Origin of the sequence: Marinobacter sp. R17 (genome assembly GCF_003789045.1) — a bacterium.
Classification (GTDB): domain Bacteria; phylum Pseudomonadota; class Gammaproteobacteria; order Pseudomonadales; family Oleiphilaceae; genus Marinobacter_A; species Marinobacter_A mangrovi.
Genome location: NZ_RHGZ01000002.1, coordinates 56,098 through 68,734, shown reverse-complemented (window position 1 = coordinate 68,734; position 12,637 = coordinate 56,098). Strand labels below are relative to the sequence as shown.

At 61.3% G+C, this 12,637-nt stretch carries 10 protein-coding genes and 3 tRNA genes; 5 read left to right on the top strand and 8 right to left on the bottom strand.

All coding sequences use genetic code 11. The features are described from left to right. The first annotated feature begins 97 nt into the window (after positions 1–97). Positions 98–1,507, top strand: coding sequence for a 3-oxoacyl-ACP reductase (locus EB809_RS02285; protein WP_123633162.1), 1,410 nt, complete (start codon positions 98–100; stop codon positions 1,505–1,507). Between the two features lie 22 nt (positions 1,508–1,529). On the opposite strand, the gene EB809_RS02280 is transcribed toward EB809_RS02285, so the two are convergent. The 8 genes from EB809_RS02280 to EB809_RS02245 all read right to left on the bottom strand — a co-directional run bounded on the left by EB809_RS02280 (position 1,530) and on the right by EB809_RS02245 (position 7,527). Further along, positions 1,530–3,089: a DHA2 family efflux MFS transporter permease subunit gene (locus EB809_RS02280; protein WP_223807777.1), complete on the bottom strand. Its 1,560-nt coding sequence runs from the start codon at positions 3,087–3,089 to the stop codon at positions 1,530–1,532. Positions 3,090–3,098: 9 nt separating this feature from the next. After that, the gene (locus EB809_RS02275) at positions 3,099–4,229 is read right to left on the bottom strand and encodes an HlyD family secretion protein (protein ID WP_190294807.1); all 1,131 of its coding nucleotides are present in this window, start codon (positions 4,227–4,229) and stop codon (positions 3,099–3,101) included. Positions 4,230–4,534: 305 nt separating this feature from the next. Next, a tRNA-Val gene (locus tag EB809_RS02270) sits at positions 4,535–4,610 on the bottom strand. 14 nt (positions 4,611–4,624) lie between these two features. Beyond that, a tRNA-Asp gene (locus EB809_RS02265) sits at positions 4,625–4,701 on the bottom strand. Positions 4,702–4,746: 45 nt separating this feature from the next. Next, positions 4,747–4,822: transfer RNA gene (locus EB809_RS02260), tRNA-Val, on the bottom strand. Between the two features lie 166 nt (positions 4,823–4,988). Next, entirely contained in the window at positions 4,989–5,405 is a 417-nt protein-coding gene (locus tag EB809_RS02255) for a hypothetical protein (RefSeq protein WP_123633158.1), read from the bottom strand. Positions 5,406–5,626: 221 nt separating this feature from the next. Then, positions 5,627–6,484, bottom strand: coding sequence for a DUF2846 domain-containing protein (locus EB809_RS02250; protein WP_123633155.1), 858 nt, complete (start codon positions 6,482–6,484; stop codon positions 5,627–5,629). Positions 6,485–6,636: 152 nt separating this feature from the next. Next, positions 6,637–7,527 carry a hypothetical protein gene (locus EB809_RS02245; protein ID WP_123633153.1) on the bottom strand — a complete coding sequence of 297 codons (891 nt, stop codon included), beginning with the start codon at positions 7,525–7,527 and terminating at the stop codon, positions 6,637–6,639. A gap of 143 nt (positions 7,528–7,670) precedes the next feature. Between EB809_RS02245 and purE the strand changes: the two genes are divergently transcribed. The 4 genes from purE (at position 7,671) to EB809_RS02225 (ending at position 12,623) form a co-directional block, all read left to right on the top strand. Next, a complete protein-coding gene (gene purE, locus EB809_RS02240) occupies positions 7,671–8,162 on the top strand; it encodes a 5-(carboxyamino)imidazole ribonucleotide mutase (RefSeq protein WP_123633151.1) in 492 nt (163 codons plus the stop codon). A 59-nt stretch (positions 8,163–8,221) separates the two neighbouring features. Then, positions 8,222–9,337 carry a 5-(carboxyamino)imidazole ribonucleotide synthase gene (locus EB809_RS02235; RefSeq protein WP_123633149.1) on the top strand — a complete coding sequence of 372 codons (1,116 nt, stop codon included), beginning with the start codon at positions 8,222–8,224 and terminating at the stop codon, positions 9,335–9,337. Between the two features lie 233 nt (positions 9,338–9,570). Further along, positions 9,571–10,152 carry a superoxide dismutase [Fe] gene (gene sodB / locus EB809_RS02230; protein ID WP_123633147.1) on the top strand — a complete coding sequence of 194 codons (582 nt, stop codon included), beginning with the start codon at positions 9,571–9,573 and terminating at the stop codon, positions 10,150–10,152. 404 nt (positions 10,153–10,556) lie between these two features. Further along, positions 10,557–12,623 (top strand): putative bifunctional diguanylate cyclase/phosphodiesterase, encoded by a 2,067-nt coding sequence (locus EB809_RS02225; protein ID WP_123633145.1) that lies wholly within the window; start codon positions 10,557–10,559, stop codon positions 12,621–12,623. Positions 12,624–12,637 lie beyond the last annotated feature (14 nt).

Below are 12,637 nucleotides of genomic sequence, written 5' to 3'. Positions count from 1 at the left end.
CGCTGAAGAGCGCGGGGACCCTCTGCAGCGCCGATATCGCAGACGCCCCGTCAGACACCTCATTCGAAAAACGCGCGCAAGACGCAAGGAAACCACTATGTCAGACCTTTACCTCAAGTTCGTCAATACCCCTGTCGGCAAAACCACCGCCTCGACCCTGGGCCTGCCGTCGCCGGTCGTGCTCAAGCGCTGGCAGCGCAGCGATCAGCCGTTCATCGAGGGTGACGTGCTGGTCGGCGCAGCCAACGGCGCGCGGGCCATCGAGACGTTGGGCAGTATTCTCGGGGCCAGACCCGCCAACGTATTTCACGCCTCCGGCACCGAGCGGCTGACCGATTCAGCCAAGGCTGGCAGCAAGGCCAAACCGCTGGACGTCAGCGGCGACATCCAGAAAAAGTTTTCCGCCCTGGTGTTCGATGCCAGCGGCATCAAGGACACAACGGAATTACGGGCGCTGTACGACTTCTTTCACCCGGTGATCCGTAAACTGGCCACCAACGGCCGCGTCCTGGTGATTGGCCAGGATCCGGACACCTGCCGCAAGCCCGCCCACGCTGCCGCCCAGCGCGCCCTGGAAGGCTTCGCTCGCAGTGTCGGCAAGGAAATCGGCAAGAAAGGCGCCACTTCCAACCTGATCTGGATTTCGCCCAATGCCGAGGAACGCATCGACTCCAGCGTGCGCTTCTTCCTGTCGCCCCGCTCGGCGTACGTCGACGGTCAGGTGGTGAAGATTGGCAAGTCGGACACCGGCAACACCGCCACCAACCCGGTGGCTCCGCTGACGGGCAAGGTCGCCCTGGTAACGGGCGCCTCCCGGGGGATTGGTGAGTCCATCGCCCAGACGCTGGCCCGGGACGGCGCCACGGTGATTGCGCTGGATATCCCGGCGGCGATGACCGACCTGGAGCGCGTGGCCAAGGACATCAATGGCAAACCACTGGCCTGCGACATCACCGAAGCCAATGCGCCGACGCTGATTGCCGAGTTCCTGGAAAACATGGGCAGCGGGCTGGACCTGATCGTCCATAACGCCGGTATCACCCGGGACAAGACGCTGGGCAACATGCCTGAGCATTTCTGGGATATGACGATTGCCGTCAACCTGACCGCCGAGGAACGGATCGACGAGGAACTGCTCAAGCGCGGCCTGATCCGTGAGAACGGCCGCATCGTGTGCGTGTCGTCCATCAGCGGTATCGCCGGCAACTTTGGTCAGACCAACTACTCCACGTCCAAGTGTGGCGTCATCGGTTACGTGGAAGCCATGGCCAAAAGCCTCAAGAACGGCATCACCATCAACGCCGTGGCACCGGGCTTTATCGAAACGCAGATGACGGCCGCCATGCCGATCACCATCCGTGAGGCCGGCCGGCGCATGAACAGCCTGTCCCAGGGTGGCTTGCCGGTGGACGTGGCAGAAACCATCGCCTGGTACTGCCACCCACAGTCAGCCGGCGTGTCCGGCAACGTGGTGCGGGTCTGTGGCCAGTCACTGATCGGCAAGTAAGGTTATCCCGCCACGGTAAGGCTCAGTGGGCAGGCGCGGGTTCGGCATCCGGATCTGCCTGCCCCGGCTTCAGCAGCAGTACCAGCGGAATCATCAGTACGAACAGCGCCCCCATGAAATGGAAGGCGTCGATATAGGCCAGCATCTGCGCCTGGCCCTGCACGGTCTGGTTGAGCAGGGCCAGCGCCTGCTCATGGCTGCCGGTCACGCCCTGTAACTGGGACAGGTGCTGCTCCCATTCCGGATCGCCGGGACTGGTATTGGCCACCAGCGGCACCCGGTGATGGGCACCCAGGCGCGAGATCAGCGTCACCAGCACCGATATCCCGACACCCCCACCCAGGTTCCGCATGAACGCAAGCATCGACGCCGCCTGGTTGTTGGCGCTGGCCGGCAGTCCGATGTAGGCCATGGTGTTGATGGGAATGAACAGGAAGGCAATTCCCAGCGTCTGCCACACACGCATCAGCGCCAGGGTTGTACTGTCGACCTGCAACGTGAAGCCGCCCATGAACCAGAGCGAGCTGCCGGCACACAGCAGGCCGAACGAAATCATCAGCCGCAGGTCCACTTTTCCAGCCAGTTTCCCCACCACCGGCATCATCGCCATGATGGCAAAGCCGCCCGGCGAGATCACCAACCCCGCATCCAGGGCCGTGTAGCCCAGCAGCGACTCCATGAACAACGGCAGCAACGCCGTGGAACCCAGCAGGATAAAGCCGAGCACGAACATCAGCAGGTTGGAAATGGCGTAGTTGCGATAGCGATACAGACGCAGGTTGACGATGGGGTTGTCCTGATCGAACGAACGCACGATGTAGGTCAGCAGCGCCACGATCACCACACCGGTAAGAACCTGGATCTCCAGGGAATCCCACCAGTCCTCGTTTTGCCCCCGATCCAGCAGCCACTGCAGGCTGCCGATGCCGACGGCGATCAGACCGAAGCCGACATAATCGATGGGACTGCCGTCGTGGTTGGGTTTCTCGTCCGGCAGGTACATGCGGATCAGCACGATCAGCAGCGCCCCGACCGGTACATTGATCAGGAAGATCCAGTGCCAGCTGAACTGGTCGGTGATCCAGCCGCCCAGCGTCGGCCCGATCGCCGGCGCCGCCACCACGGCGATCCCGTACATGGCAAACGCCATGGCCCGCTGGGCCGGCGGGAAGGCGTCGGCGAGAATCGCCTGGGACACCGGCTGCAACGCACCACCAGCCAGCCCCTGGATCGCCCGGAAGAAGATCAGCATGCCCAGACTGGGCGCCAGGCCACAGGCCAGGGATGCGGCGCTGAAACCGATGATGCAGGCGACGAAGAAACGGGTGCGGCCGAAATATTCGGACAGCCAGCCGGCAATCGGCAGGGCTATGGCGTTGGTCACCAGGTAGGACGTCAGAACCCAGGTGGATTCCTCGGGCCCGGCCCCCAGGCTGCCGGCGATGTTGGAAAGGGAGACGTTGGCAATGGAGATGTCGAGCACCTCCATGAACGCCGCCAGTGCCACCATCGGCGCAATCAACCAGGGATTGATCGCCTTGCGGGCCGAGGACGCCTCGTTGCCGGTTGCGGCATCACTCATGATGGCCCCTTACGGCTGCTTGCCCGCGCTGTCCAGATGCACCGTCGGTACGACGGACATGCCAGGCCACAGCTGCATGTCTTCGGGCGTGTCATCCAGTTCGATACGGATCGGCACACGCTGCACCACCTTCACGAAATTACCGGTGGCGTTTTCCGGCGGCAGCAGCGCAAAACGGGAGCCGGTCCCCGGCTGGAAAGAGGCAACGTGGCCGGTCAGGGTCGTGTTCGGGTAAGCGTCCACGTCGATGTCCACCCGATCGCCCACGTGCATATCGCCGATCTGGGTTTCCTTGTAGTTGGCCTTGATCCAGGGATGGCCGGAGACCAGGATCACCAGCGTCGCTTGCGGTCCCACCATGGCGCCGGTGCGGGCCTGCAGTTCGCTGATCCAGCCATCCACCGGGGCCTTGATGGTGGTCCAGTCCAGGTTCAGTTGGGCCTGGGTCAGGCTGGCCTGGGCCTGTTCCAGATTCGCCCGGGCTTCATCCACGGCAGCCTGCATGACCGGCAGACGCTGATCATCGGCGGCCACCGCCTGCTGCTGTGCGCGTGCCGAGGCAAGCTGGCTCCTGGCCACGGACACCGCGGCGGCTGTCGCCGCATGATCGCTTTCCAGGGTATTCAGGTTGGTTCGTGCATTCTCCAGCGTCTGCTTGGACACCTGACTGCGTTCAACCAGCACGCTGTAGCGCTTCACATCCCGGCGTGCCTGTTCAATCTTGGCGGCCTGTGCGTCCCGCGTTCTTTCCTGCTGAGTGATCTGGGCTTTGGCCACCTCAACACTCGCGGTGGCTTCCGCTTTGCGGGCGGCCAGATTGGCCTGGAAAGCCGTCAGTGAGGCCCGCGCACTCTCAAGCGAGGCCCGGGCATTGGCCACCTTGGCCTGGGCCGCTGACAGTGCCGCCCGATAGGGTTCCGGATCGATCGTCGCCAGCACTTGCCCGGCTTTCACCGGCTGGTTGTCGTGCACAGCCACATCCACCAGCGGGCCATCCACGCGGGGTTTCAGGTACACCACGTCCCGCTGGACAAAGGCATCGTCGGTGGTTTCCTTGCCCAGGCTCCACCACCAGAGGGCGGCAATGACGACGGCAGCAACGGCAAAAACAATGAAGAGGCGTTTCAAACGCGAAGACATGAGTGTCGTTCCATCCCTTAAAGAATCAGATCCCTCGCACCCTTCGAGGGGCACCATGAAGAGAAAGGCCCCGAGAAGATACGGGCGCGGACGCCAACCGGACGTCAGACTGCGAGCCGAGGGCCCAGATCGACGCGATCATCGCCGAACATGACGGGAACGCAGCATAAACCACGAACTGTCCGATTCGCAATTCGTCGACAACGCCTGGATCAGGTTTGGAAGTTGCAGAGGTATGAGGAACGCAAAAACCCGAAACCAGCGAATGCTGTCGGGTACAAATCAATCCACACAGGGAAAGGAAATGGTGGGTGGTGCAGGGATCGAACCTGCGACCCTCGCCTTGTAAGGGCGATGCTCTCCCAGCTGAGCTAACCACCCGGGAATTCGGGAAATGGCGGAGCGGACGGGACTCGAACCCGCGACCCCCGGCGTGACAGGCCGGTATTCTAACCAGCTGAACTACCGCTCCGCGATCATCTTTCTGTCGAAGGGGTAACCCGACAGCGCGCTGAATTGGTGGGTGGTGCAGGGATCGAACCTGCGACCCTCGCCTTGTAAGGGCGATGCTCTCCCAGCTGAGCTAACCACCCAATCAGCGCGGATGAACCAACATTTTGCCGTGTCGGCGTTGCTGTGTCATCCAGATGAGACGCGCATTTTAAGCATTTGAGTGGGCCTGTCAAATACTTTCGTGGGATTTTTTGGAATTAAACTCAAGTGGTTATTTTGCAGCCAGATCAATGCCCCCGGGAGCGATCACGGGGCATCGGTTCCGTTCGTCTTCGATGGCGTACGCTTCTTACTGCCACCGGCTGACTTGGGCGCCGGTTTGGATGTGTCGCCCGATTCGGCCGCACTCGTTCGCCGCCCCGCCCTGACGACCGAGCTGGCCTTACGGGCGGCAGAGGCCGCCTTTTTCTCCAGAGCCAGGTGCCCAACACTCGAACGGCGCTCGTCGGGAATGGCTTCTTCAGCCAGTCGCCGATTGATCTCGTCCAGCTTGGTTTGCAACGCCTGCAGTCGCTCGTCCACCAGGCCCTTCAACGAAGGCCCGAGGTGGTCTACCAGGTGGCGTAACTCATCCAGTCGTTCTTCCCCCAGGTGCTCCGCTTCGTGGATCACCTCCAGATACTGCCGGCGCAAACGATCAAGCCGGCCCCGAGCCCAACGCACGGGTTCTCCCACAGTGTCCTTCAATGACATCTCATCCTCTTTATTCTTGTGTCCAGGCACATGGAAACAGCGCTCATGCTCTCTTCAGTCTAGTCAGACCGCCCCGATGGGCCAAGAAAGATGTGCGCCGCTTCACATTTTATGAAGCTCGTGCCCGACCACATTGGCATCCATTGCCACCAGCCGCGTCATTTCCGCGAGGACGACTCCCTCACCCGCATTCAGAATGGCCACCAGCCACTGTCTTCCGCCTCCTCCGCCCGCTCCCGCTCGGCCTCGAGCGAGGCGTACGCCTTGTCCAGGGCATCGATCTGGCGATCGGTCTCTAACGGCTGGGTAGGTCCGCCGCCGAAAGGCCAGTACCAGGGCGCCTCCTCGTATTGCCCCTTGGCCTTCATGGCCTCGATTTCCTCGTCGCGCGCCGTCTCCAGCTCTTCCCGGCGGCGCTCATAGTCTGCATCCTGATTGGCTTCGACGATGGATGTAGCAGCGTGGTTCGGCGCCAGCATGTCGCTGTTGAGGAACTGGGTCGTCACGATCTCACCCTGGCCCATGGCGTAGTCCCGGGTGACTAGTTGCAGGTCGCCCGAAGCCAACGGATCCTCGGCATCCAGATCCGGATGGGCCTGTTTCGGAGGGGATAACTCGTTGTATCGCAGGTAATAGATCTGGCCGGCTTCGACATGGAGCACCGCATCGGCAATCCGGCTTAAATCAATATCATTGATGCCTTCAAGCCCCAGCAGGGGCCGGCGCATGATGATGTGGCGGGGACCGGGCTCGACTTCGAGCCAGGTGTAGCTGTCATCGCGAATATTGAAGTAGTGCTCGCCGTCGATGTACACACTGGGCGACTCGATCTCGTCGGCCGCCCAGCGGGAATGCGTGCGATAAAAGTAGACGAGGGCGTGATTCTGCTGGTCCCACTGATCGTTGGGAATGTGCACGAAATCCTTGCCCGATACCGGATGCAGGAAGGCTCCGGTACTCTTGCCGATGGACTGGTGAATACTGCAGCCGCTGAGCGTGAAAACCAGGGCCAGGGCGGCAAACCTGGCCATCCGTGTTGCGTTACGCATGATTGTGTCATCCCCCGAACCGTTCGGGCGCCCCGCAGGTGCGTGGCCTGGAGACGCCTCTGGTCCCGGATCATAGCAACAGGCCGGGCGATGAAACCGAGACCTACCGCAAGGGATAGCTACAAACTGTTACACGGCCTGATCAGCCGGGATTACTTGCGCAGGCTGGACACTTCGTCGTCGAGCCGGATCAGACGCGCGTTGAGCTGCGCCCGGGCCGCATCGATGGCATCGATGGCGTTTTCGATCTTGCTCAGGCGCTGGCGGGTATCGGCCAGACTGCCCTTCAACGAGTCGAGGTTGCCGCCGCCTTTTTCCAGGCTATCAAGGCGGGCGAGAACTTCCTGACGCGCCAGATCCTGCTCGCGTCCAAACCGGTCCAGACGCTGCTCGACGGTCGCCGTCATGTTGTCGGACTTGTCTTCCACCGCCTTCAGGCGAGGCGCCAGGTCGTCAAGACTGGATTGCAACGAGGCGATCGATGCCTGGCGTTCGTCGGCGGCCTCCTGCAGGGACTTGATGTCGGCGGCGAGCGTGTCGGCCCGCTTGTTGAGGTCGCTTTTCAGGGTGCTGGTGGTTTCTTCCAGGTAGGCCAGTGCCGCCTTGTTGGCGTTAATGGCGTCCTTGTTCCGCTCGTTGGCCACCGCCCACAGCTTGCGGATTTCACTCTCATTGGTCTTGGCCTGCTTTTGCAGGCTGGCCAGGGACGAGTCCTTTTCCTCCAGGTTCTCCCCGGTTTCGGACAGCTTGCCCTCGAAGCGCGCCAGCGCCAGCTTGCTCTGGCGGGCCCAATAGTCCGCCTCCTGCAGGCGCTCCGACATCTGGTCAATCTGCTGCTTCTGCAAGTACCAGCCCCAGCCACCGGCCGCGACGGCCGCCAATAGAAGGATCACCAGAACGGGAATCGCGCCCCGCCCGGGCTGCCGATTCAGGGACAGCTCCGGCCCGGGCCGGGAGGCCCGCGGCGTCGACTTTTCACGCTTGGGCTTACCCGAGCCCGCTGATCCCCGTACTTCATCCCGTTCAGGACGTATCGGTTCCATAGTTTCCCCAGTTCAGAAGAGTCAATCTGGACGTGATCTTATCGATTCGCTGCTCAAAGCGCCAAAGAGTGTCATAATTTGCATGGCTAACGAGCTCTGCATACAATGCTCGGCTTCTTTTTTAACACACCGGGACCTTGCTTATGCAGCCGCAAGTTGGTCTTATCATGGGCTCCAAGTCGGACTGGCCGACCATGGAGCATGCCGCCAACATGCTTGAGAAGCTGGGCGTCGCCTACGAAACACGGGTCGTGTCGGCCCACCGCACCCCCGATCTGCTCTTCGACTATGCCCGCAACGCCGCCGATCGCGGCCTCCAGGTCATTATCGCCGGTGCTGGCGGGGCGGCCCACTTGCCGGGCATGGTGGCCTCCCAGACGGCTCTGCCCGTGCTGGGCGTCCCCGTACAATCGAAGGCGCTGAACGGCCTGGATTCCCTGTTGTCGATCGTTCAGATGCCGGGCGGCGTGTCCGTGGGCACGCTGGCCATCGGCAAGGCGGGTGCAACCAACGCCGGACTGCTTGCAGCGCAGATCCTCGGGCTCAATAATGCCGATATCCGGGCCGCGGTGGAACAGTTCCGGACGTCCCAGACCGAGGCCGTCCTCGACAACCCCGACCCCCGGGCTGAGTGATTCCAGACGGACCCGCCCGGCCCACACATCGGGCGACTTGATCATCACCGGAGTATCACATGCGAATTGGTGTATTAGGCGCCGGTCAACTCGGGCGAATGCTCGCCCTCGCCGGTTACCCGCTGGCCAACGATTTCGTCTTCTATGACATGTCCGGCAACCCCAGTGCCGGGCTGGGCGAAGTCATCATCGACCGCAACAACGAATTTCTGAAAGACTTTCTGTCCCGCGTGGATCGGGTGACCTACGAGTTTGAGCACCTGCCGGTGGAGGTCGCCCAGATCATTGCGCGTGAAAAACCCGTCTATCCCTCGCCTCGCGCGCTGCAGGTCTGCCAGAACCGGGAAGCGGAAAAAACCCTGTTCGGCAGCCTGGGTATCCCGACTCCGGAATGGCGCATCGCCGAAAATGCCGAGCAGCTGCGCAAGGCCGCCAGCGACCTGGGCTGCCCGGTGGTCGCCAAGTCCAATACCGAAGGTTACGACGGCAAGGGGCAGGCTGTCCTGCGTTCGCCGGAAGACGCCGCAGAAGCCTGGCAGTCCATCAACCATGACAAGCTGATCGTCGAGAAATTCGTCGATTTCCAGCGTGAAGTCTCCATCATTGCCGTGCGCGGCGAAGACGGTGAACTGGCTTTCTACCCGATGGCGGAAAACGTCCATCACGACGGCATCCTGCGCTATTCCATTGCACCGGCACCCGGCCTGCGCCCGGAAGTCCGGGACGATGCCGAGCGCTACATCCGCATGCTCCTGAACGAGCTCGACTATGTCGGCGTGCTGGCACTGGAGCTGTTTGAAACGGCGGATGGGCTGGTGGCCAACGAAATGGCACCACGGGTCCATAATTCCGGGCACTGGACCATGGAAGGGGCTGTCACCAGCCAGTTCGAAAACCACATCCGCGCGGTGACCGGCATGCCGCTGGGCGATACCAGCGCCCGGGGCGTCAGCTGCATGGTGAATATCATCGGCAGCCACGGCGAGATTCGCGATATCCTGCGCCTGCCCTATACCCACCTGCACCTTTACAACAAGCTTGAGCGTTCCGGACGCAAGCTGGGCCACATTAACGTGCTGGCCGACAGCTATGAAGAACTGGTCTGGCGCGTCAAGAACTGCGCCTGCTTCCTGCCGGGTGCGCCCGAGCTGGACTGCTCGCTGACCCGCGGCTGAAGCCTCCTTCCCGGGCGCCTGCTTCGCAGCGCCCGGGTCGGCTTTATTCCCTTCCCCTTGAAAAAACATCCGCGGCCCCAACATCTTGCGACGTGGATTCGCCCCATCCAGGGTGTTAAGCTCTGCATACCCCATGTGACGAGATGTAACGTCATCTGACCGCTGGGGCACGTCCCCAGAGCTGTTCACATCACATCAATACTGTTGAGAGAAGATACAAGGGAGACCTTCCAATGGCATTCGAACTTCCAGCACTGCCTTACGAAAAGAACGCACTTGAACCGCACATCTCTCAGGAAACCCTGGAATACCATTACGGCAAGCACCACCAGACATACGTCACCAAGCTGAACGGCATGGTCGAAGGTACCGACAATGCCAACAAATCCCTGGAAGACATCATCAAGACGGCCGGTCCGGGCGGCCTGTTCAACAACGCAGCCCAGGTCTGGAACCACACGTTCTACTGGAACTGCCTGAGCCCGAACGGCGGTGGCGAACCGACCGGTGCAGCGGCAGACGCCATCAACAAGGCCTTCGGCTCTTTTGACGCCTTCAAGAAAGAATTCAATGAAAAAGCCGCCGGCAACTTCGGTTCTGGCTGGACCTGGCTGGTCAAGAAGACCGATGGCAGCGTTGCCATCGTCAACACCGACGACGCCGGCACACCGCTGACCACCGACGACAAGCCGGTCCTGACCGTCGATGTGTGGGAGCACGCCTACTACATCGATTACCGGAATTCACGTCCGAACTATCTGGAAGCCTTCTGGAATCTGGTCAACTGGGATTTCGTAAACGAAAACCTGGGCTGATCCCAAGAAGGGAACCAGTCTGTATCCGATCCGGACACTGGATCGATCAACGCCCGCTCCTTGAGCGGGCGTTTTTTGTTGCAAACCTTTACCCGTTGAAACTGGACTTTGTCCGCCCATACAGCTATTTAACTAGGGGTGGGACATCGTATGCACGGCGGGATCCAACTCGACGCCCGGCTTTATCCACCCGTCATACCAATGCCCATCATTCGCCGGCCGCCCATAACGATCATAATGCGGCCGCCTGCACAGGACGTAACGCGACAAGCCCCGTGGCGCGACAGGAAGTCGTTCACCCAGGTTCGTCTCATCGCTACCTGACGTCTCGGCACCCGTGCCGATGAGGCAAAAATCGAGGATCACCGGAACATCTGTCCGGGGGGTTCCCTAAGCGCTGGATAATGACTAGACAGTTTCAGTTTGAACACCGACTCGGCTATCGCATTCTTCGCTGGGTACTGCTGATTGCGCTGCTGAGCGGTATCGTGTTGAGCACGACCCAGATCATCGTCGATGCCAATCGCGTATCCGATGAACTGGACCAGCAGGCCCACCAGACCCTGGCACTGGTCCGCGATGCCGCCAGCCAGGCGGTTTACAGCATTGACGAGGACCTGGCCCAGCAAGTAGTCGATGGGCTGTTCGAACAGCAGGCGGTCCGTTTTGCCCAGATCATGCACCCCGACGGTGAAGTGCTGGCCCGTAGCACCCGCGACCTGCTACCGGCGGACTACCGCCCCCTGACCGATCGCATCTTTTCCGCTGAACGTCATTATCGCGTGCCCCTGACCCGCGGTGCCGACGATCCGGTCATCTACGGTTACCTGGAAGTCAGTTACGACACCGCCTACTCCGCGGCCTCCTGGCTCGAACGCGCCACCCTGACCTTCCTGTCCGGCATTGCCCGGGCCATCGTCCTGAGCCTGGTGCTGTTTGCCGTTTTCCATATCCTGCTGACCCGGCCGCTGTTCCGGATCATCAGCTCGATTTCGCGGGTTAACCCCGACAACCCTGGCGGCACGCTCCTGGACATGCCGCGGGGTCATCGAAACGACGAACTGGGTCTGTGGGTGAACGCCACCAACAACCTGCTGGTGGCCATCACCGAGAACCAGGAGAAACAGGCGGAAGCCGAGGCCCGGGTCAATCGCCTGTCCCGCTACGACAAACTCACCGGCCTGCCCAACCGGGAACTGTTCCTGGTTATGCTCAGCAACGCCCTGGAAGAACACCGGCGCAACGACCAGACCCTGGCTGCGTTCTGTTTCGGCATTGACGACTTCAAGAGCATCAACGAGCAGCATGGTTACCACATGGGCGACCAGCTGCTGCAAACCATCGCCGATCGCCTCGGCGGTGACGGTCCCAATGGCCCGTTAATCACTGCGCGCCTGGGGAGCGACCAGTTTGTCGTGGTTGAGCAGCACCTGCGTGATGGCTACCAGTGCGCCGCCACGTCGGAATGGCTGCTCAACGAAATCAACGCTCCCATTCGCCTGGCCGGTCGCGATGTCTCGGCCACGGCCACCATCGGTATCGCCCTGTTCCCGGACGATGCCGAACACAGCGAACAACTGCTCCAGCGCGCCGAGCAGACCATGACGCTGGCCAAAGCCGGCGGCGGCAACCAGTTCCAGTTCTATGTGGCCAGCGTCGACCAGGAAATCCGTGACCGAAAGCGGCTGGAGAAGGAGCTTCACCAGGCCCTGGTGGAAAATCAGTTCCACCTCGTCTACCAGCCCCAGATCAACCTGGAAACGCGCCGAGTCATTGGCGCCGAGGCACTGCTGCGCTGGGAACACCCCGTCCACGGCCTGATCCCGCCAGATCATTTCATTCCGCTGGCGGAACTGAGCGGCTCCATCGTGGAAATCGGCAGCTGGGTCCTGGACGAAGCCTGCGCCCAGGCGGCGCTCTGGTCCAGTGAAGGCATGCCGATCCGGATTGCCGTCAACCTGTCAGCCGTGCAACTTCGCCAGGACGACATCGTCGAGACCGTACTCAAGACCCTCAAACGGCACGCCATTCCTCCTGGCCGGCTGGAGCTTGAGGTGACCGAGACCGGCTTTATGGAGAACCTGGACAGCGCCGTGGAAAAGCTGGTGCAACTGCGTAATGAGGGGATCAATATTGCGGTGGACGACTTCGGCACAGGCTATTCCTCGCTCACCTACCTCAAGCGATTGCCGGTGCAGCACCTCAAGATTGACAAGCAGTTTATTCACGACCTGCTGGTCAACGAGGAAGACACCCGCATTGCCAATACCATCATCGACCTGGGCAAGAGCCTGAACCTGGACGTCATCGCCGAAGGTGTGGAAACCGAAGAGCAGGAATTCTACCTTCACAACCGCGGCTGCCAGCTGGCCCAGGGCTACTTTTTCAGCAAGCCCCTGAAACCGGACGATTTCGCAAGCTTTGTGGTGGCGTTCCACCGTAAAATCACCGCCAATTCGACTGAAAACTGACGACAAGGACCCTT